17 protein-coding genes are annotated in these 19,605 nt (G+C 62.2%); 6 read left to right on the top strand and 11 right to left on the bottom strand.

Annotation, left to right across the window (positions count from 1 at the left end; genetic code table 11):
• Positions 1–66 precede the first annotated feature (66 nt).
• Both D0T21_RS00345 and D0T21_RS00340 read right to left on the bottom strand, forming a co-directional pair.
• Positions 67–2,031: a tetratricopeptide repeat protein gene (locus D0T21_RS00345; protein ID WP_116987901.1), complete on the bottom strand. Its 1,965-nt coding sequence runs from the start codon at positions 2,029–2,031 to the stop codon at positions 67–69.
• A gap of 10 nt (positions 2,032–2,041) precedes the next feature.
• Entirely contained in the window at positions 2,042–2,647 is a 606-nt protein-coding gene (locus D0T21_RS00340; protein WP_116987900.1) for a toll/interleukin-1 receptor domain-containing protein, read from the bottom strand.
• A gap of 178 nt (positions 2,648–2,825) precedes the next feature.
• Here D0T21_RS00340 and D0T21_RS00335 point away from each other — a divergent pair, with 178 nt between their 5' ends.
• A complete protein-coding gene (locus D0T21_RS00335; RefSeq protein ID WP_116987899.1) occupies positions 2,826–3,803 on the top strand; it encodes an NADPH:quinone oxidoreductase family protein in 978 nt (325 codons plus the stop codon).
• A gap of 76 nt (positions 3,804–3,879) precedes the next feature.
• Here D0T21_RS00335 and D0T21_RS00330 read toward each other — a convergent pair whose 3' ends face one another.
• Both D0T21_RS00330 and D0T21_RS00325 read right to left on the bottom strand, forming a co-directional pair.
• Entirely contained in the window at positions 3,880–5,916 is a 2,037-nt protein-coding gene (locus D0T21_RS00330; protein WP_373886642.1) for an ATP-dependent DNA helicase, read from the bottom strand.
• Positions 5,917–5,946: 30 nt separating this feature from the next.
• Complete coding sequence (locus tag D0T21_RS00325) at positions 5,947–6,147, bottom strand: YdcH family protein (protein ID WP_008450659.1); 201 nt, start codon at positions 6,145–6,147, stop codon at positions 5,947–5,949.
• Between the two features lie 148 nt (positions 6,148–6,295).
• Here D0T21_RS00325 and D0T21_RS00320 point away from each other — a divergent pair, with 148 nt between their 5' ends.
• Positions 6,296–7,099, top strand: coding sequence for a PP2C family serine/threonine-protein phosphatase (locus D0T21_RS00320; RefSeq protein WP_116987898.1), 804 nt, complete (start codon positions 6,296–6,298; stop codon positions 7,097–7,099).
• 10 nt (positions 7,100–7,109) lie between these two features.
• On the opposite strand, the gene D0T21_RS00315 is transcribed toward D0T21_RS00320, so the two are convergent.
• The 6 genes from D0T21_RS00315 to D0T21_RS00290 form a co-directional block, all read right to left on the bottom strand.
• On the bottom strand, positions 7,110–7,817 hold the full coding sequence (locus tag D0T21_RS00315) for a hypothetical protein (protein WP_229211275.1): 708 nt from the start codon (positions 7,815–7,817) through the stop codon (positions 7,110–7,112).
• 17 nt (positions 7,818–7,834) lie between these two features.
• Positions 7,835–8,932: a cell division protein ZapE gene (zapE, locus tag D0T21_RS00310; RefSeq protein WP_116987896.1), complete on the bottom strand. Its 1,098-nt coding sequence runs from the start codon at positions 8,930–8,932 to the stop codon at positions 7,835–7,837.
• Positions 8,933–9,010: 78 nt separating this feature from the next.
• Complete coding sequence (lpdA, locus tag D0T21_RS00305) at positions 9,011–10,441, bottom strand: dihydrolipoyl dehydrogenase (RefSeq protein ID WP_116994247.1); 1,431 nt, start codon at positions 10,439–10,441, stop codon at positions 9,011–9,013.
• A gap of 14 nt (positions 10,442–10,455) precedes the next feature.
• Positions 10,456–10,767, bottom strand: a complete 312-nt coding sequence (locus D0T21_RS00300; RefSeq protein ID WP_116987894.1) for a PspC domain-containing protein — start codon at positions 10,765–10,767, stop codon at positions 10,456–10,458.
• A 67-nt stretch (positions 10,768–10,834) separates the two neighbouring features.
• The gene (gene odhB / locus D0T21_RS00295) at positions 10,835–12,100 is read right to left on the bottom strand and encodes a 2-oxoglutarate dehydrogenase complex dihydrolipoyllysine-residue succinyltransferase (protein ID WP_116987893.1); all 1,266 of its coding nucleotides are present in this window, start codon (positions 12,098–12,100) and stop codon (positions 10,835–10,837) included.
• A 70-nt stretch (positions 12,101–12,170) separates the two neighbouring features.
• Positions 12,171–15,026, bottom strand: coding sequence for a 2-oxoglutarate dehydrogenase E1 component (locus D0T21_RS00290; protein ID WP_116987892.1), 2,856 nt, complete (start codon positions 15,024–15,026; stop codon positions 12,171–12,173).
• A gap of 330 nt (positions 15,027–15,356) precedes the next feature.
• Between D0T21_RS00290 and D0T21_RS00285 the strand changes: the two genes are divergently transcribed.
• A complete protein-coding gene (locus D0T21_RS00285) occupies positions 15,357–16,670 on the top strand; it encodes a leucine-rich repeat-containing protein kinase family protein (RefSeq protein WP_116987891.1) in 1,314 nt (437 codons plus the stop codon).
• Here D0T21_RS00285 and D0T21_RS00280 read toward each other — a convergent pair.
• Positions 16,667–17,584, bottom strand: a complete 918-nt coding sequence (locus tag D0T21_RS00280) for a LysR family transcriptional regulator (RefSeq protein WP_116989297.1) — start codon at positions 17,582–17,584, stop codon at positions 16,667–16,669. The two genes, D0T21_RS00285 and D0T21_RS00280, sit on opposite strands and share 4 nt — an antisense overlap.
• A 104-nt stretch (positions 17,585–17,688) precedes the next feature.
• Between D0T21_RS00280 and D0T21_RS00275 the strand changes: the two genes are divergently transcribed.
• The 3 genes from D0T21_RS00275 (at position 17,689) to D0T21_RS00265 (ending at position 19,578) form a co-directional block, all read left to right on the top strand.
• A complete protein-coding gene (locus tag D0T21_RS00275) occupies positions 17,689–18,552 on the top strand; it encodes an MBL fold metallo-hydrolase (RefSeq protein WP_116987890.1) in 864 nt (287 codons plus the stop codon).
• A 79-nt stretch (positions 18,553–18,631) separates the two neighbouring features.
• Complete coding sequence (locus D0T21_RS00270) at positions 18,632–19,009, top strand: BlaI/MecI/CopY family transcriptional regulator (RefSeq protein ID WP_116987889.1); 378 nt, start codon at positions 18,632–18,634, stop codon at positions 19,007–19,009.
• Positions 19,010–19,149: 140 nt separating this feature from the next.
• On the top strand, positions 19,150–19,578 hold the full coding sequence (locus D0T21_RS00265) for a hypothetical protein (protein ID WP_116987888.1): 429 nt from the start codon (positions 19,150–19,152) through the stop codon (positions 19,576–19,578).
• The last annotated feature ends 27 nt before the right edge of the window (positions 19,579–19,605 follow it).

Genomic DNA, 19,605 nt, shown 5'->3' with positions numbered 1-19,605 from the left:
GAGATTTTACCTGAAGCAATGGCCGGACTGCGCGTACCGGCGGCCTCCAGACCAGATAAATTTGCGCTAGCGCGACGGCGGCCGGGTGGCGCTCAAATGGACGTCCAGGGCCAGCAGCTCTTCGGCCGCGCGGGTCCACAGATCGCTGGCGCCGTGCCGCTCGCGCTGGCGCAGCGGGCGGGACAGGGCGTCGTCGTAATCGGCCGCGGCGGCGTCCTGATGCAGTTCCGGCACCAGTGCCGGCTCGCCAATCCGGCCGCCGACCGGCCCGCCCAATTGCACCTGCACGTCCGTCAGCTGGGCGCGCGCCTTGCGGGTGTCCGGGTGATCCGGCCCCAGGCGCCGGATTTGCGCCTGGACCACGGCCTCGAACAGGCTGCTGGCGGCGTCCAGCTCCTGCATCCGCAGCAAGGTGCAGCCCAGCGCGGTCTTGCTGCGCAGGGTGTCGACGTGTTCTGCGCCCAGCAGGCGCTTGCGCGCCGCCAGCACCTGCTCCTGCGCGATGCGGGCGTGCTCGGTGTCGCCGCGCCGGAACAGCATGTCGGCCCGGCTCGCCTTGCAGGCCAAGGTCAGCAGGTGCTCCGAGCCCAGCAGGCGCAGGTAGGCGTCCAGCACCGCGTCCAGCATGGCCAGCGCCTCGGCCGAGCGACCCTGTTCGGCCAGCGTGGCCGCCAGGTTGGCGCGCGCCGCCAGCGTATCGAGATGCTCCCGCCCCAGCAGGCGCTCGCGCGTCTCGACGATGCATTCCTCCAGGAACTGCGCGTCGTCCAGCTGGCCCTGCACGCGCAGCACGCCGGCCAGGTTGCTCTTGCTGGCCAGTGTGTCCGGATGGTCTTCGCCCAAGCCGCGTTGGCGCAAACTCATGCTTTCCTCGAAACATGTCAGCGCCTGGCGCAACCGTCCTTCGCGACGGTAGAGTTCGCCCAGCAGGTTGAGGTCGCGCGCCAGCGGCTGGGAGAGCGCCCGCACGCCCCCCTCCTCCAGCGCCCGACGCGCATCGACTATCGAGGCCAGCAGGTGAATCTCGCGGCTCGATTGCCACGGGAAATAGCCGCCGGCCAGCCAGTCGAGGAAGGCTTCGAAGGTGCGCGTCAGCGAAAAGCGGTCGCCGCCCTGGTCCATGCGCACCGCCAGTTGCTCGCCGTAGGCGAAAGTGCGGGTCTGTTGCAGCTGGACTTCGTCGAAATAGCTGTCCAGCGACATCTGCGACATGCCGTAGCAGGAACACAGCAATTGTTCGAAGATGGGCTGATAGCCCAGTATGCGCTGCTGCTGGTCGCCGCGCCGCCATTGGGCGCGCTGGGCGCTGTCGCCCATTTCGATGCGCGATGGCAGAGGATAGACCAATAATGGCCGCTGTTCATCCTCGTGGCTGCGGCGATAGGCGGTCGCGCGGGTGACCAGCGCCTGCACGCCCTCCAGGCTTTGGCGGTTGGGCGTGAACACCACCACCAGCTTGCGCGGCAGCAAGGTCGTGCAGATGCCGGCGCTGTCGGTGCGGCCGGTGCGGGAATCGACCAGCACATAGCGGAAATGCCGTGCCAGATTGTCGGCAAAGCAGCGAAACAGCGCCGGGCAGCTGTTGAACAGTTCGTCCCAGTGCATCGCCGCCAGCCGCTCGCCGTAGCTGTCGTCGAAGCGGCCGGCGCGCATCAGGTACAACTGGCTGCTCTGGTCGACCCGGCTGACATATTGTTCCCAGCCGACGGCGGCCAGCACCTCGCGCGCCAGTTCCTCCTCGTCCAGCAGGGCCGCGCCCTTGCGCCGACGCATCAGTTGCTCGCGGCAAGCCTCGAACAACTCCAGCACGCCCGGCCCCTCGTCGTGGTGATCGAAGTAATGATGCAGGCCCGGCGCTTCCAGGTCCCAATCGATCATCAATACCGGCGTGGTGGCGTTCTGTTGTCGCGCCAGCAACACTGCGATATTGGACAGGGCCATGGTGCGCCCGGTCCCGCCCTTGTAAGAATAGAAAGTGACGACTTCGCCGGTTCCAGTCAACGGCGGCAGCGACAAGGCAGTGATGTCCATGGCAAACCTTTTAGCGTGGGAAGTGTGGAGGAGGATGTGCGCGCCATTCAGGCGGGATCTCCGGCATGACAAAACGACCACAGTCATGCCCCGGCGGCGTGCATCGTTTTAGGTAGTGGTAATGCTCGGCAATTCGCAAAACAATCTTTTCTATATCCGGCAGGAATTCGGGATTGGTTTTCAAATCGCCGCTGGCCAGCGTGTAGCGGGAAAAATCGACATACATGCCCGGCCCGGAAATTTGCGGCGGCAAACCGTCCGGGTGACGGGTCATGATGACGGGGATGATCAGGTGGCTCGGCAGCGGGTACCACTGCTTGCGTTCATTTTCAATAAGTTGCATTGCTGCAAACTCACGGCGGGTGTAAGCGTGGGCTTCGTATTTGGGTGTATAAATGACAATCATGCAAGCGCTCTCACACATGGCGCGCGCGATCTTCTGATCGAGGTCGTCGCCGCCGCCGAGTTGCTCGCTATCAACAAAGAGTTCGTTCTCGTTGTCGAAGTGCGGCTCCAGGTAGCACTTGAGCGCTTCGACCAGATCGTTCTTGAACTTGCTCATGTACGCGTGCTGGCCGTGTGCATAACTGAAAAAGCAGCCGTGACGGATAGTCATGACATCCTCCGTTGCTGCCCTAAAGCGGTGCAGCGCTTAACCAACTCTAACAATCGGCTCAGCAGGCACTTTGTGCAAACGCAAACGTGCGGCAGGCCGAACTTTGCGCAAACCGGTGGCGGATTCAGGTATTATAAAAATCTAACGACCGTTCTATTTTTAAACCAAGGAGACCATCATGAAAGCTGTCGTATGTCAAAGCTGGGGATTGCCGGATACCCTCACCGTCCAGGAATTGCCCGATCCGCAAGCCGGTCCGGGACAGGTCGTGATCGATGTCAAAGCGGCCGGCGTGAACTTTCCGGACGTACTCATCATCCAGGGCAAGTATCAATTCAAGCCGGAATTGCCGTTCGTTCCGGGCAGCGAAGTGGCCGGCGTGGTGCGCTCGGTTGCTGACGATGTGACAACTTTCAAGCCGGGCGACAAGGTCATCGCCTTCACTTCGACCGGTGGTTTTGGACAACAACTTTTGGCGCCGGTGCAGGCCCTGGCGCCCATGCCGCCAGGCATGGATTTTGAGACAGCGGCGGCGATTACCCTCACCTACGGCACCTCGCATCATGCGGTGGTGGACCGTGCCGCGCTAAAAGCTGGCGAGACCATGCTAGTACTTGGCGCGGCTGGCGGTGTGGGGCTGGCTGCGATCGAGATCGGCAAAGCCCTTGGAGCCCGCATCATTGCTTGCGCTTCGACCGATGAGAAGCTGGAAGTGTGCAAAGCGCATGGCGCGGACGTGCTGATCAACTACAGCAAGGAAGATTTACGCGAGGCGATCAAGGCGGCGACCGGCGGCAAGGGGCCGGACGTGATTTACGACCCGGTCGGCGGCGAATATGCGGAGCCGGCGTTCCGCTCGATTGCGTGGCGGGGACGTTATCTGGTGGTGGGATTCGCCAACGGCGAGATTCCGAAATTGCCGCTCAACTTGACCTTGCTCAAAGGTGCGTCATTGGTCGGCGTGTTCTGGGGCGAGTTCGTCAAACGCGAGCCAAAAGCCAACCTGGCCGGCATGCGTCAGTTGATGGGATGGTTACAAGAGGGAAAGATCAAGCCGCATATTTCGGGGCGGTACAAGCTGGAGGAAACGGCCCAGGCGCTCAATGATATGGCGGCCAGGAAGGTCACGGGCAAGGTGGTGATATTGCCTGGCTAACAAGCTTGCCACGCCGGCGGCGTCCGCGAAACGGAGCCGCCGGCGACACGGCCGTCGCACTTATTGATACCGGAAGTTACTGATCATAATTCTTGTTTTTGAAGAATTCAATCACTTCCGCCTGCTCGCGGGTGCGTTTGAAGGACGGCAAACTCTGCCAGATCCGCTTGCCGTACGGCTTGGAAATCACCCGCGGATCGCACAACATCAGCACGCCGCGATCGCCCTCATCGCGAATCAAGCGACCGGCACCTTGCTTCAGGTTAATAATCGCTTCCGGCAAAGTGTGATGCATGAAGCCGTTTTTGCCCTGTTTTTCCATCACTTCGATGCGCGCGGCCAGCACCGGATCGTCCGGCGGCGCGAACGGAAGCTTGTCGATAATCACTAAAGACAGCGCATCGCCGCGCACATCGACGCCTTCCCAGAAGCTTTGCGACCCGATCAGCACGCCATTTCCCGCCTTGCGGAACTGATCCAGCAACTCGGTACGACCTTTATCGCCCTGGACAAACAGCGGATACGGCAAGCCGCGCTTCTCGAATTCGTCGCGCAAACGCTCGGCGGCGCGCTTGACGGCGCGCAAAGTCGTGCACAAAAGGAAAGTTTTTCCGCCCGCCGCTTCGATAATCGGCAGCGCGTGGTCCAGCACCGCGTCGGTGTAACCCATGGAATTTGGGTCCGGCAAGCCTTGCGGGACGTACAAAATCCCCTGCTGCTCGTAGTTAAACGGGCTTGGCCAGGTCTTCGACGGCTCGCCGTCCAGCCCCATTTGCTCGGAAAAATGGCTGAAATCATTCTTCACAGCCAAGGTCGCGGAGGTGAAAATCCAGCTGCGCGGCACGCCTTCGCGCTGGCCGTTGAAGATAGGCGCGATCGATAAAGGCGTCTTATGCAGCTGCAAGGACGACGCATAGGCCTCGACCCAGAACACCGCCTCGGCGCCTTTTTCAACCCGCGCCTTGGGATCGAATTTCCAGTCTTTTAATTTTTGCGCCAGTTCCAGGCCGCGTTGGCGGCACTGTTCCAGCGTTTCCGCGCGGGCGGCCTGGGTTTCCAGCACCGCCAGCATGCCGTCCAGCTCGTCCTTGAGCGTCTGCAAAGCCGGGAAAAAGTCGCTCGACGGCGCGATTTGCGGCAGCGACAAACGGACGATATCTTGCGGGAATGTCAGGCGCAGGTCGCGCGCCGCCTTCTCCACCACCGTGACAACCTTGCCCCAGTCGGCGCCGTCGCGGGCGTTGGACAAGCCTTCGGCCAGTACATCGCGGCACAATTCCAGTACTTGCGAGGTGGAAAACGTGTCGCCGAAGAACAAGGTGGCGGTGTCCGGTAGCTGGTGCGCCTCATCGAAGATCACGGTATTGGCGGACGGCAGCAACTCGGCGATGCCGGAATCCTTCAGCGCCACGTCGGCGAAGAACAGGTGGTGATTGACCACCACCACATCGGCCTGCTGGGCTTCCTTGCGCGCCTTCATGACGAAACAATCCTGGTAATACTGGCACTCGGCGCCCATGCAATTGTCGCGGGTCGAGGTCACCAGGTTCCAAATCAGCGCGTTTTCCGGCACGCGGGCCAGCTCGGCCTTGTCGCCGGAACTGGTCATTTTCAGGAAGCGCGAGATTTCGCGCAGGTGGCCGACGTCGTCGCGCGAGGTCATGCGCCCGTTCTGCAGCGTGCGTTCCAGGTGGTAATGGCAGACGTAATTCGAGCGCCCCTTGAGCAGCGCCACCGACACCGGCGCCTGCAGGGCGGCGCGCACGGTCGGGATGTCGCGCAGGAACAGCTGATCCTGCAAGTTCTTGGTACCCGTGGAAACAATGGTCTTGCCGCCCCACAGCAGCGCCGGCACCAGATAGGCGAAGGTCTTGCCCGTGCCGGTGCCGGCCTCGGCGATCAGCGTGGTCTGGTGGTCGATGGCGTCGGCCACCGCCTTGGCCATCTCGGTTTGCGAGCGGCGCGGACGGTACTCACCCACAGCCGGACCCAGCGGTCCACCGGCGCCAAACAGGCGCTCGACCTCGGCGTCATGTTTTCCGGGGGGCTGATCGGGTGTGGCGCCGACTACGGCGGGGATGGTGTCGGCGGGCGTGGGAAGGTGTTCGGTCAAGGTAAACTTAGTTGTGGCGCTGAGCCGGACTCAGGCCGGAACGTCGGGCACTAATTGCATTTTCAGCAGAGTGATATGGTCTTTCAATTGCAGCTTGCGCTTTTTGAGGCGGCGCAATTGCAGCTGGTCGTGATGGCCGTCCAGCGTGAGCATGTCGATGACCGCGTCCAAATCGCGGTGTTCGACGTCGAGTTCTATCAGACGACGCTGGATATCTTGTACATCAGTCATAATTCTCAGTCTTTACCCACACAAATAGTTTCACTGGAACAACAAACGTATTGCAAACAAACTGCGACACGGTGCATAGTTTAATCTACGGCGCGCTTGTCGCCAACATAATGATCGCTCACCCGCCGTCTAGGATACAGTGTCGCATATGAGCGCATACAAAATAGAAGCAGGCACTGCCCAGCATATCGGAAACCGGTCCCAACAGAACGACCGCGTGGCCCTGTTCACGGCCGCCCAGGCTCCCGGCTACGTGATGGCGGTGCTGGCCGACGGCAACACCAGCGCCATCGGCTCGGACCAGGTGCTGTTGACCAGCAAACACTTGTTCGACGAGATGCGCGTCGGCGACACGCCCAGCATCCCTCGCCTGCAGGAATTGATGCGGGCCATCGCCGAGGAAGCGCACCAGGTCATCAAGATGAACCCGATCGCCAAGACCGCCGAGCCGCAGAGCGCGCTGGCGCTGATGGTGCTGACGCCGGCCGGCCAGGCGGTGTGGGCCCATGTCGGCGATGCCCGGGTGTACCGCTTTGAAGGCGAAACCTGCGCCATGCGCAGCAACGACGGCGCCTACATCGAACATCTGGTCAAGCAGGACAATCTGCCGCTGGAAGCAGCCAAGCGGCACCGCAATTCCAAGCTGCTCAACAACGCGCTGGGCAACAGCTTCAAATCGCCCTTCGTCACGGCCGGCTACCACGACGGTTTGAAGGCGGGCGATGCCTTCCTGCTGTGCTCTGACGGACTGTGGCAATTATTCAAGGACACGGAACTGGCGGCGGCGGTGGCCCGCAACACACCGCGCCAGGCGGCCGAACGCCTGATCAGCAAGGCCGGCGAACGCGCCCAGGGCAAGGGCGACAACTGCTCGATGGCCATCATCAAACTGATCGAGCAGCCCAAGGAAATTCCGAACTACACCATCCAGAAAATGCGCCGCGCGGTCTGAAGCGCAGCGCTTACTGCTTCTTGGCGGAGGCGGCTGCGGCCGCTGCAGCTGCGGCCTCGGCGTCCGCCTTCTTCTTCTCGGACGCTTCGTGGGCAGCGCGCTTGGCCTCGCTTTCAGCCTTCTTCTTGACCACTTGCGCCTGGCGTTTTTCCGACTCGGCTTGTTTCTGCGCGAACGCGGCGGCATTGGCGGCGCGCTTGCCGGCATCGGCCGCATCCTGCGCTTCCTGACGCTTGACCTTGGCGGCATGCTCGGCTGCGCGGTCCAGCACTTTGCCGCCGTTCGGCACCGGGCGCGGCGTTTCATCCACGACCTTGGCTTCCTTCGGCGGCTGGGCGGCGCGCAGCGCTTCGTCTTCCGCATCCTTGCGGGCGCGCTCGGCCAGGTCGGCGTCGCGCTTCTCGACCGAGTCGGCGCGCTTGAAATGCTCGGCCTCCACCTCGGTGGCGCGCAGCTTGGCCAGCGCGGCGCGGCGTGTTTCCTTGGCCTGGTCCAGGCAGTGATTGACGAAGAACTTGGTGTAGCACACGCGCTCGCTGGCGGCGAATTCCTCGTGGACCGCGGCGCGGTCCCTGGCGACTTGCGCCAGCGTGGCGTTGGCCTGCTCGACCGAATGGGTCTGCGCTTGCGCCGGCGCGGCCAGCGCCGCCAGGGCCGCCAGGGCCGCCAACGCGGCGACCGCAATCATCTCGCCCAGCGGTTTCAAACTTGGTCTCATATTTTTATCCTGTTGCATCACGCCAGCGCGCCGGCCGCGGCGCGCTGCTCTTTATCCATGTACTCGCGCGACTGCATCTCGACGATGCGCGAAACCGTGCGGTGAAATTCGTTGGCCAGCGTGCCGTTGGTGTACAGCTCTTCCGGCTCCACTTCGGCCGACATCAGCAACTTGACGCCCTGGTCATAGAACACGTCGATCAACCAGGTAAAGCGCCGCGCCTCCGACGACATCGCGGCCGACATCATCGGAATCCCGGACAATATCACGGTATGGAAGCGGCTGGCGATTTCCAGGTAATCGTTCTGTGAACGGGGACCGCCGCACAGGGTGTTGAAGTCGAACCAGATGATGGTGCCGGCGCGGCGCAGGGCGCGGATTTCGCGTGCCTCGATGCGCACCACAGGATCTTCGTCGGCGGTCTCGGCGATGCTGGCATAGGCCTCGCGCAGCGCGCTGTCGGTCTTGGCGTTGAGTGGCGTCAGGTAGGAATCGACCTGTTCCAGCGCGCGGCCGCGATAGTCGATGCCGGCGTCGATGTTCATCACGTCCAGCTTATCGTACAGCAGCGCGATGGTCGGCAGGATGCGGTCGCGGTGCAGGCCGTCCGGATACAGCAGCTTCGGATCGTAGTTCGAGGTCATGATGAAGGACACGCCGTTGTCGAACAATGCGCTCAACAGGTTGTACATGATCATAGCGTCCGCCACGTCCGAGATATGGAATTCGTCGAAGCAGATCAGACGGTATTTCTTGGCGATGCGCTTGGCCACTTCGTCGAGCGGATTGGCGACGCCGGTCAGCTCGTCGAGCTGGCGGTGCACGCCGCGCATGAACTCGTGGAAGTGCAGGCGCGTCTTGCGCACCAGCGGCACCACCGAATAGAAGCTGTCCATCAGGAAGGACTTGCCGCGCCCCACCCCACCCCACATGTAGACGCCTTTCGGCACGTCGGGACGATGGATCAGGCGCTTGAAGGTGCTGGAACGCTGGCCTTTGTAGGCCACCCATTCGTCATAGCACAGTTGCAGGCGGTCCACCGCGCGCCGCTGGGCGGCATCGGCCTTGAAATTGCGCTCTTCCAGCGCATGCTGATAAAACTCTTCGACGTTCATGTGTTCGATTCTTTGTGGCGGCGCGCAAATAAAAACGGGCGGACCGCAGTCCGCCCGCAGTCCGCTTATGGGTGCTGCTTAGAAGTTCAGCGTGCGCTTGTCGATCGCCAGCGCAGCTTCTTTGGTCGCTTCCGACAGCGACGGGTGTGCGTGGCAGATGCGCGCGATGTCTTCAGCCGAAGCCTTGAACTCCATCGCCACGACCGCTTCGGAGATCAGCTCGGAAGCCATCGGTCCGATGATGTGCACGCCGAGGATTTCGTCGGTGGTCGCATCGGCCAGGAACTTGACCATGCCCGAGGTGTCGCCCAGCGCGCGTGCGCGGCCGTTCGCCAGGAATGGGAAGGTGCCGGCCTTGTATGCCACGCCGTCCGCCTTCAGCTGCTGCTCGGTGCGGCCTACCCACGCGATTTCCGGCGAGGTGTAGATGACCCAAGGGATGGTGTTGAAGTTGGTGTGGCCGTGCTGGCCAGCCATGCGCTCTGCAACAGCAACGCCTTCTTCTTCCGCCTTGTGCGCCAGCATCGGGCCGCGTACCACGTCGCCCACTGCCCATACGCCTGGCAGGTTGGTCTTGCAGTCGTCGTCGACCGCGACGAAACCGCGCTCGTCCAGCTTCAGGCCGACTTTGTCGGCGGCCAGGCCGTCGGTGTTCGGGGTGCGACCGATCGAGATGATCAGCTTGTCGAACACGGCGGTCTGCGCTTCGCCCTTGGCGTTTTCGTAGGCCACGGTGACGTTGTTGGCGCCCTTGGTGATGGTGCCGATCTTGCAGCCCAGGTTGATGTTCAGGCCTTGCTTGGCGAACAGCTTGCCGGCTTCCTTGGCGATCTGCTCATCGACCGCGCCCAGGAATACAGGCAGGCCTTCCAGCACGGTCACTTCGGAACCCAGGCGGCGCCATACGGAACCCATTTCCAGGCCGATCACGCCGGCGCCGATCACGCCCAGCTTGGCAGGCACGCCTTCGATGGCCAGTGCGCCGGTGTTCGACAGGATCAGTTTTTCATCGAACTCTGCGCCTGGCAGGACACGGGCGTTGGAGCCGGTGGCGATGATGACTTGCTTGGCGTTGATGGTCTCGTTGGCAGGCGCGGAGATCGTCAGCGGGTAGCCGTCAGCGGTGGCGGCGCCGGCGAAAGCTGCGCGGCCGTGGAAGAAGGTGACCTTGTTTTTCTTGAACAGGAACAGGATGCCATCGTTGTTTTGCTTCACAACGGTGTTCTTGCGCTTCAGCATTTGCGGCAGGTTCAGCGACAGGCCGGCGACATCGATGCCGTGTTCCTTGAACGCGTGACCGGCGTGCTCGAAGTGCTCCGACGATTGCAGCAGCGCCTTCGACGGGATGCAACCAACGTTGGTGCAAGTGCCGCCTGGGGCCGGGCCGCCCTTTTCATTTTCCCATGCGTCGACGCAAGCGACCGAGAAACCCAGTTGCGCTGCGCGGATCGCCGCGATGTAACCGCCAGGACCGGCGCCGATGACTACTACGTCAAATTGTTTGCTCATTTTTTATTTTCCAATCAGTTCTCTTCTGGTACGAAAATCCATAGCAGAATGTAGATGGCGAGTCCGAAGCCAAAGGTCAGCACAAACAGTACGAACAGCAAACGCCAGATCCAGGATTCGACCCCGGTGGTCTGGCCGAGACCGCCGCATACGCCACCCAGCCAGCGATCGCTTTGCGAGCGGCGTAATCGGGTGATGTCGTTGGAGATGCCGGAGGATGTGTCCTTGTCCAGCAACCGGGCTTTGGCAGCGGCGAACTCTTCGTCCGACAGCGCGCCAGCCTGGTGCAGTTCGTGCAAACGCTTGATTTCTTCAGATACGCTCATTGATGACCCTCTGAGAATTCCCCCGGCCCGGACGGGCCTGGGGGATGCGGCAACTACAGCCCGGCGATTACAGGTCCAGCAGCAGGCGTGCTGGATCTTCCAGCGCCTCTTTCATCGCGACCAGGCCCAGGACGGCTTCGCGGCCGTCGATGATGCGGTGGTCGTAGGACATTGCCAGGTAGTTCATAGGACGGATCACGATCTGGCCGTTTTCAACCACGGCGCGGTCCTTGGTCGCGTGCACGCCCAGGATGGCCGATTGTGGCGGGTTGATGATCGGGGTCGACAGCATGGAGCCGAAGGTGCCGCCGTTCGAGATCGAGAAGGTGCCGCCGGTCAGGTCGTCCAGGGTCAGCTTGCCTTCTTTGGCTTTCTGGCCGAATTCACCGATTTTCTTTTCGATGTCGGCGATCGACATCTGGTCGGCGTTGCGCAGGATAGGCACGACCAGGCCGCGTGGCGAACCGACCGCGATACCGATGTCGAAGTAGCCGTGGTAGACGATGTCGTTGCCATCAACCGAAGCGTTGATGATCGGGTATTTCTTCAGCGCTGCAACAGCGGCTTTGACGAAGAAGGACATGAAGCCCAGCTTGACGCCGTGCTCTTTTTCGAACTTGTCTTTGTACTTGTTGCGCAGGTCCATGACCGGAGCCATGTTCACTTCATTGAACGTGGTCAGGATGGCGTTGGTCGATTGCGATTGCACCAGGCGCTCGGCGATACGTGCGCGCAGGCGGCTCATCGGCACGCGCTCTTCCGGACGCGCGCCCAGGCTGGCGACCGACGGAGCGGCGACTTGTTGCAGGGCCGGCTTGGCGGCAGCTGGCGCCAGTGCGGCAACGGCTGGAGTCGATGGAGCGGAAGCGGCCAGGGCGTCGCCCTTGGTCACGCGGCCGTCTTTGCCCGAACCGGCGACATCGCCAGCGCTCAGGCCTTTTTCCGACAGGATCTTGGCGGCGGCAGGCATGGCCACGTCGCCTTTCGAACCGCCGGTGGCTGCTGCTGGAGCGGCGGCTGGTGCGGCGGCTGCGGCTGGAGCTGCTGCGGCTGCGCTCGGCGCATGCGCCGAGCCCGCAGCGGCGGCAACGCCGTCGGTGTCGATAACAGCGATCAGTTCGTCGGCAACCACGGTGCTGCCGTCGCCCTTGATGATTTTGATCAGAACGCCTGCGGCTGGTGCCGGCAGTTCCAGAACGACTTTATCGGTTTCGATGTCAATCAGGTTTTCGTCGCGAGCGACTGCGTCGCCGACTTTTTTATGCCAGGTCAGCATGGTTGCTTCTGCTACCGATTCCGACAGCTGGGGGACTTTGACTTCGATTTGTGCCATGTAAAACTCCGTATATTTTATTGTTGCGGCGCCCCGCCGCGTAGCAGCAGGGCGCTCCGTCATTAAGTGATTATTTGGTCAGAATGAAGCCCTTGAGCTTCGAGAACGCCGTCTCCAGCAGGTCTTTTTGCTGGGCGTAGTGCTTGTCGTAGTAACCGACAGCCGGCGATGCCGACGCTGGGCGGCCGGCGTATGCCAGGCGCTGACCTGCGTCCATGCTCTCGAAGATGTTGTGCTGAATCTGGAACCATGGGCCCTGATTCTGCGGCTCGTCCTGCGCCCACACCACTTCCGCCAGGTTCGGGAACTTCTTCAGTTCGGCAGCGAACGATTTGTGCGGGAACGGATACAGCTGTTCAACGCGGATGATGGCGGTGTCGGTCTGGCCACGGGTCTTGCGTGCGTTGACCAGGTCGTAGTAGACCTTGCCCGAGCAGGCGACCACGCGCTTGACTTTCTTGGCGTCGATTTTCTCGTCGACTTCGCCGATCACGGTCTGGAACGCGCCTTTGGCCAGCTCGTTCAGCGAGGAACCCGCATCCTTGTTACGCAGCAGCGATTTAGGAGTCAGGATCACCAGCGGCTTACGGAACTGACGCACCATCTGGCGACGCAGCACGTGGAAGATCTGCGACGCGGTGGTCGGCTGCACCACTTGCATATTGTTGTCAGCGCACAGCTGCAGGAAGCGCTCTGGACGCGCGGACGAGTGCTCAGGACCCTGGCCTTCGTAACCGTGCGGCAGCATCATGACCAGGCCCGAAGCGCGGCCCCACTTCACTTCGCCGGAGCTGATGAATTGGTCGATCACCACTTGCGCGCCGTTGACGAAGTCGCCGAACTGGGCTTCCCAGATCGTCAGCGTGTTTGGTTCTGCGGTCGAGTAGCCGTATTCGAAGCCCAGTACCGCCTCTTCGGACAGCACGGAGTCGATCACGGTGAACGGCGCCTGACCTTCGGCGATGTTCTGCAGCGGCACGTAGGTGCCTGCATCCCAACGCTCGCGGTTCTGGTCGTGCAGCACGGCGTGACGGTGCACGAAGGTGCCGCGGCCGGCGTCCTGGCCGGTCAGGCGCACTGCGTAGCCCGAAGCGACCAGCGATGCGTAGGCCAGGTGTTCGCCCATGCCCCAGTCCAGGTTCAGTTCGCCCTTGCCCATGTTGGCGCGGTCGCCCAGTACTTTCTCGACCAGCGAGTGCACTTTGAAGTTTTCCGGCACGGTGGTGATGCGGGTGGCCAGGCGCTTCAGTTCGGTCATCGGCACGGCGGTGTCGGCCGAGTCGGTCCATTTGCGGTTCAGGAACGGCAGCCAATCAACGGCGTACTTGTTCTTGAAGTTGGAGATCACTGGATCGACGGTGTGCTTGCCTGCGTCCATGGCGTCGCGGAAGGCCGCTTGCATCTGCTCGCCGCCATCGGCTGCGATCACGGTCTGCGCCACCAGCTTGTCCGCGTACAGCTTGCGGGTGCCTGGGTGGGTGCCGATTTTCTTGTACATCAGCGGCTGGGTCAGCGCTGGCGTATCTTGTTCGTTGTGGCCCAGTTTGCGGTAGCAGATGATGTCGACAACGATATCTTTCTGGAACTGCAGACGGTAGTCCATGGCGATCTGCGAAGCCAGTACCACGGCTTCAGGATCGTCGGCGTTCACGTGCAGCACCGGTGCTTCGATCATCTTGACGACGTCCGAGCAGTAGATGGTCGAACGCGCATCGCGCGGGTCGGACGTGGTGAAGCCGATCTGGTTGTTGATGACGATGTGAACCGTACCGCCCGTGCCGTAGCCGCGGGTTTGCGCCAGGTTCAGGGTTTCCATTACAACGCCCTGGCCTGCGAATGCCGCATCGCCGTGCACCAGGATAGGCAGCACTTGCTTGCCCAAGGTGTCGCCGCGACGGTCCATACGCGCCTTGACCGAACCTTCAACCACAGGGTTGACGATTTCCAGGTGCGACGGGTTGAACGCCAGCGACAGGTGGACAGGACCGCCAGCGGTCGAGATGTCCGACGAGAAGCCTTGGTGGTATTTGACGTCGCCGGCTGGCAGGTCGTCGCCGTGCTTGCCTTCGAATTCTTCGAACAGTTCCTTAGGCGATTTGCCCAGGGTGTTGACCAGCACGTTCAGACGGCCGCGGTGGGCCATGCCGATAACGATCTCCTGCACGCCTTTTTCGCCGGCGCGCTGGATGATTTCGTCGATCGAGGCGATGAAGGTTTCGCCGCCTTCCAGCGAGAAGCGCTTCTGGCCGACGTATTTGGTGTGGAGGTAGCGTTCCAGGCCTTCGGCCGCGGTCAGGCGTTCCAGGATGTGCTTTTTCTTCTCAGGCGTGAAGTTCGGGGTCGAACGGATCGACTCCAGGCGTTCCTGCAACCAGCGCTTTTCAGCCGGATCGGAGATGTACATGTACTCTGCGCCGATCGAACGGGTGTAGGTGTCGCGCAGGAAGTTCAGCAGGTCGCGCAGGGTCGCGGTCTCAGGGCCGAAGTAGGTGTTGCTGATGTTGAACACGGTGTCCATGTCCGCATCGGTGAAGCCGTAGAAGCTGGTTTCCAGCTCAGGGATCGCCGGACGCTCCTGGCGTTGCAGCGGATCCAGGTTGGCCCAACGGGAACCCAGGTAGCGGTAAGCGGCGATCAGCTGGGTCGCGGCGACGCGCTTGCGGCCCATTTCAGCGTCGGCGGAGGCAACTACGGTGCGGATCGGGCCGGCTTTCGCGCGTTCGGCGAAGGAGGCGATGACCGAAGCGTGAGCGACGTCTGGCTTATTGGAACCGTCGACAGCCGGCACGTGCTGCATGGCGTCGAAGTAGGCGCGCCAGTTGTCTGGCACGGAACCTGGGTTGTTGAGGTACGCCTCGTACAGTTCTTCGACGTACGGTGCGTTCCCACCAAACAGGTAGGAATTGGACGTATATTGTTGCATCATCTTGCTCACCTTTCTTCGCGCTTCGCGAGGAATTAGCGGGTTAATCTAACCTTCCGCGACACGGCCTGACCGGTTAGCGGATTGCACATCAAGTTGTGGGGAAGGGCTATAGTTCTTCAGTACTACAAAAATCGGTCATTCAGGATAGCACCGGTATTGTATCCCAACAACCATTTGTGCGACAAAAAGCGTAACAAATGTTTCGGTACGCGTTTTCACTTAAACCGCATGGCTGCTCGGTTCGTTTGCAATGTTTCCATATTTTTAACGGCTTTTTTTGCGTAGTCCCGGAGGTTGTAGAATAGCGCTTTCTGATCACGCCCGCCCTTCATGCACACTTTAGAGCAGTTACGCGCCGGACAACTGGCTGGCATCCAGCGCCTGCAAATGTCCTGCGGCCTGAGCGAGTTCCCGCAAGAGATATTCGACCTGGCCGACACGCTGGAAATCCTGGATTTATCGGGCAACGCCCTGTCCTCGTTGCCGGACGACCTGCCGCGCCTGCACAAGCTGCGCATCATTTTCTGCTCCGCCAACCAGTTCACGACGCTGCCGGCGGTACTGGGCGCCTGTCCGGCTTTGACGATGATCGGCTTCAAAAGCAACCAGATCCGCGAAGTTCCGGCCGCCGCGCTGCCGCCGGCGCTGCGCTGGCTGGTCCTGACCGACAACCAGGTCGAGCAACTGCCGGCCGCCATCGGCCGCTGCGCACCACTGCAAAAGCTGATGTTGGCGGGGAACCGGCTGAGCACCCTGCCGCCCGAACTGGCCGCCTGCTCGCGGCTGGAGTTGCTGCGCATCGCCGCCAACCGGCTGAGCGAACTGCCGCTGTGGCTGCTCGGCATGCCGCGCCTGTCCTGGCTGGCTTACGCCGGCAATCCTTTCTGCGAGGCGGACGAACTGGCCGCCGAAGCCGGTGCGGGCATTGCCAGTATCGGCTGGGATCGATTGAGCATCCAGCAGAAACTGGGCGAAGGCGCGTCCGGCGTGATCCATCAGGCGGTGCTGCGGCAGGCCGACGGCGCGCGGGCCGTGGCCGTCAAGATGTTCAAGGGCGCAGTCACCAGCGACGGCTTGCCGCGCTGTGAGATGACTGCCTGCGTCAGCTCGGGTGAGCATCCCAACCTGATTCCCGTGCTGGGCGAAGTACACGATCACCCGGAAGGTGCGAAAGGCTGCGTGATGCCACTCATCGACCCCGGCTTCGGCAACCTGGCCGGCCCGCCCAGCCTGGACAGCTGCACCCGCGACACCTACCCGGACAGCAAGCGCTTCAGCCCGGCCGAACTGTTGCGCATCGCCGGCGGCATCGCCTCGGCGGCGCGCCACTTGCACGGGCGCGGCATCATGCACGGCGATCTGTACGGCCACAACATCCTGCATTGCGACCAGGGCCGCAGCCTGCTGGGCGACTTCGGCGCGGCATCGCTGTTCGCGCCGGACGCGCCGTACGCGGCGGGCTTGCAACGGCTGGAAGTGCGGGCCTTCGGCCATTTGCTCGATGAGTTGATGGCGCGTTGCGAGCTGCCGATCGCGCAGCAGGCGGCGCTGACGGAACTGCAGACGGCCTGTGTTCAAACCGATCCCGTCGCCCGGCCATCGCTGGCGGATGTGGAGCAGCGGATCGCATCCATCCACATCTAACGCGGCTGCGCGCTTCCCAGCCAGGCTGGGTCGCGGGCGAACCAATCCAGCAGAAAGTCCAGCATCGCCCGCAGCGCCGGCGACATGTGCTGGCGCGAGGTGTAGATGCCATAGATGCCCATCTGCTGCGGCGCGTAGTCCGGCAGCAGCGCCACCAGCCGGCCGTCGGCGATCAGCGGCGCCGCGCTGTACAACGGTTGTAGCGCGATGCCGGCGCCCTCCTCGGCCGCCTTCAGCAAAATCAGATCCTCATTGGCCGACAGGTTGCCGCTGACCGGCACTGATACCGCCTCGCCATCGCGGTCCGTGAACTGCCACAGGCTTTTGCCGAAATACGTATAGGTCAAGCAGTTGTGGATGGCCAGGTCTTCGGGCCGCAGCGGCGTGCCGCGCTCGGCCAGGTAGGACGGCGCCGCGCACACCACCGAATCGCACCAACCCAGCTGGCGCGCGATCAGGTTGGGCTCCAGCGCGTTGGTGATGCGCAGCGCCAAGTCGATGCGCTGTTCGACCAGGTTGACGGCGCGGTTATTCATTTGCAGGTCGACCGCCGTGCGCGGGTAGCGCTTCAGGAACGCCGTCACGGCGATCGCCAGCGCGGCCTGCGCCAGCGATTGCGAGCAGGTGATGCGCAGCAGGCCTTGCGGCGTGTCGGCATCGGCGCCGCTGCTCACTTCCATCGCCTCGGCCAACTCCAGCATGCGGCGGCAGCGCGCCAGCGTGACGTCGCCGGCGTCGGTCAGGCTCAGGCGGCGCGTGCTCCGGTGCAGCAGGCGGGCGCCGGCCCACTCCTCCATCTCGGCCAGATAGCGCGTGACCATGGCGCGCGACATGTCCAGCGCCTCGGCCGCCGCGATCATGCTGCCGCGCTCGGAGATGCTGACGAAAACCTGCGCTGCCGTGATCCTGTCCATCAATTCGTCCGATTTATGCAATTAACAGGTGCAGATTACCCTATTTTTCTATCGGATAAAGAAATTTAAGATGGCGTCACTCCAACTTCACACGAAAGACCATCATGATCAAGCAAAGCCTGTTGTCCGCCGCCCTCGCCGCCACCGTTGCCGGCGCCACCGCCGCACCGCTGACACTGGAAGTGTTCAATCCGGGCGAAGCGGCCATCTTCCCGGTCGCCTCGGTGATCGTCAGCGGCGCCAAGGATGCGGTGCTGATCGACGCCCAGTTCTCGCGCGGCGAAGCGCTCAAGCTGGTCGAACAGATCCGCGCCGGCGGCAAGCACCTGACCACGGTCTACGTCAGCCACAGCGACCCGGACTTCTACTTCGGCCTGGACGTGATCCACGCCGCCTTCCCGGACGCGAAGATCGTCGCCACGCCGCAAACCATCGCCGGCATCGAGAAGAAGAAGGATGCCAAGGTGGCGTTCTGGGGGCCTATCCTGAAAGACAACGCGCCGAAGAGCATCATCGTGCCGCAGCCGCTGCAGGGCGACACCATCAAGCTGGAAGGGCAGACGCTGAAGATCGAAGGCCTGAAAGGCGCGACGCCGGAACGCAGCTATGTGTGGATCCCATCGATCAAGGCCGTGGTGGGCGGCGTGGTGCTGTTCAACGACCTGCACGTGTGGACCGCCGATACGCAGACGGCTGAATCGCGCAAGCAATGGCTGGCGACGCTGGACGGCGTGGCAGCGCTGAAGCCAGCCACCATCGTGCCGGGCCACTTCAAGCAAGGCACGGCGCTGACGCCGGACAGCATCGCCTTCACCCGCGACTACCTGGTGCGCTTCGAAGCCGAGACCGCCAAGGCCGCCAACTCGGCAGCGCTGATCGCCCGCATGAAGGAGCTGTATCCGACCGCCGGCCTGAACGGCGCACTGGAAACCAGCGCCAAGGTCGCCAAGGGTGAAATGAAGTGGTGATGTAAAGAACGCGGTAGAACTAGACAAATGCATCTAGATATTTTATTCTAGATGCATTGTCTCGCATTCCATCATCATCATGACCACTGCCCCACCGAAGCCCACCCCGTCCGAACTGGAAATGCTGCGCCTGTTATGGCAAAGCGGGCCGGCGACCGCCAAGCAGGTGCACCAGGCGGCGGTGGAAGCGCGTCCCGACATGAACTACGCGACGGTGCTGCGGCTGCTGCAAGTCATGCACACCAAAGGCCTGCTGACCCGCGACGAAAGCCAGCGCGCCCACGTCTACGCGCCGGCGCAGGAGCAGGATTCGCTGCAAACCAATCTGCTGAAAGAGCTGATCCAGAAAGCCTTCTCCGGCTCCGGCAAGGCGCTGGTGCTGGCCGCGCTGCGCGGCGGCCATGTCAGCAAGAAGGAGCGCGAGGAAATCCAGGCGCTGCTGGATCAGGAAAAATAAGACGAGGGTCAAGTCTGACATTCGGACACGGCCTTAGCCGTAATGGGATGATTCAGGTTGAGCTTGTGTCCGAATGTCAGACTTGACCCTCCCGGTTCTTCCTGCTCTACAATGAGGCCCCATTCATCAGAGCCTTACTCATGATCAGCCGCTTCAACCACTGGCCCGAGCGCCCTCACCCCATCATCGCCGTCATGCTCGCATTGGCGATTTGCGCCGTGCCTATCCTGGTGCCGCATTTCCGTTTGCAAGATTTGATGGCCAATCTGTTCGCCTATTTCGCCTGCTGTATCGTGGTCTATCCGGTCGCGGCGCTGCTGCGCCGCCGGGTCACCAGCCTGCCATCGATCTGGGCGATCGCCATGGTGCTGTTGCTGGGCGTTTGCCTGTATCACACCAACATCATCGCGGAAACCGCCAACCTCCCTTGGCCGCTGCGCCAGCAGGTCGTCATCGACAAGTTCCTGTTCAACCTGCCGCAGGCGACGCTGGGCGTGATCGCCTGGTGGTTGCTGGTGGTGCGGCCCGACCGGCGCAATCCGCAATCCGAATCGGACAGCGCACAATAAAAAAACGGGCCGAAGCCCGTTTTTTTG

The sequence above is a fragment of the Duganella sp. BJB476 genome (assembly GCF_003416895.1).
Classification (GTDB): Bacteria; Pseudomonadota; Gammaproteobacteria; order Burkholderiales; family Burkholderiaceae_D; genus Rugamonas.
The sequence above is the reverse complement of the archived record's forward strand: the minus strand, read 5'-3'. Positions and strand labels throughout refer to the sequence as shown.

What these genes read in the sequence shown, in the direction of transcription:
- D0T21_RS00345 (WP_116987901.1), bottom strand. Translation starts at nt 2,031, where the DNA reads ATGGACATCACTGCCTTGTCGCTGCCGCCGTTGACTGGAACCGGCGAA.
- D0T21_RS00340 (WP_116987900.1), bottom strand. Translation starts at nt 2,647, where the DNA reads ATGACTATCCGTCACGGCTGCTTTTTCAGTTATGCACACGGCCAGCAC.
- D0T21_RS00335 (WP_116987899.1), top strand. Translation starts at nt 2,826, where the DNA reads ATGAAAGCTGTCGTATGTCAAAGCTGGGGATTGCCGGATACCCTCACC.
- D0T21_RS00325 (WP_008450659.1), bottom strand. Translation starts at nt 6,147, where the DNA reads ATGACTGATGTACAAGATATCCAGCGTCGTCTGATAGAACTCGACGTC.
- D0T21_RS00320 (WP_116987898.1), top strand. Translation starts at nt 6,296, where the DNA reads ATGAGCGCATACAAAATAGAAGCAGGCACTGCCCAGCATATCGGAAAC.
- D0T21_RS00315 (WP_229211275.1), bottom strand. Translation starts at nt 7,817, where the DNA reads ATGAGACCAAGTTTGAAACCGCTGGGCGAGATGATTGCGGTCGCCGCG.
- zapE (WP_116987896.1), bottom strand. Translation starts at nt 8,932, where the DNA reads ATGAACGTCGAAGAGTTTTATCAGCATGCGCTGGAAGAGCGCAATTTC.
- lpdA (WP_116994247.1), bottom strand. Translation starts at nt 10,441, where the DNA reads ATGAGCAAACAATTTGACGTAGTAGTCATCGGCGCCGGTCCTGGCGGT.
- D0T21_RS00300 (WP_116987894.1), bottom strand. Translation starts at nt 10,767, where the DNA reads ATGAGCGTATCTGAAGAAATCAAGCGTTTGCACGAACTGCACCAGGCT.
- odhB (WP_116987893.1), bottom strand. Translation starts at nt 12,100, where the DNA reads ATGGCACAAATCGAAGTCAAAGTCCCCCAGCTGTCGGAATCGGTAGCA.
- D0T21_RS00290 (WP_116987892.1), bottom strand. Translation starts at nt 15,026, where the DNA reads ATGATGCAACAATATACGTCCAATTCCTACCTGTTTGGTGGGAACGCA.
- D0T21_RS00285 (WP_116987891.1), top strand. Translation starts at nt 15,357, where the DNA reads ATGCACACTTTAGAGCAGTTACGCGCCGGACAACTGGCTGGCATCCAG.
- D0T21_RS00280 (WP_116989297.1), bottom strand. Translation starts at nt 17,584, where the DNA reads ATGGACAGGATCACGGCAGCGCAGGTTTTCGTCAGCATCTCCGAGCGC.
- D0T21_RS00275 (WP_116987890.1), top strand. Translation starts at nt 17,689, where the DNA reads ATGATCAAGCAAAGCCTGTTGTCCGCCGCCCTCGCCGCCACCGTTGCC.
- D0T21_RS00270 (WP_116987889.1), top strand. Translation starts at nt 18,632, where the DNA reads ATGACCACTGCCCCACCGAAGCCCACCCCGTCCGAACTGGAAATGCTG.
- D0T21_RS00265 (WP_116987888.1), top strand. Translation starts at nt 19,150, where the DNA reads ATGATCAGCCGCTTCAACCACTGGCCCGAGCGCCCTCACCCCATCATC.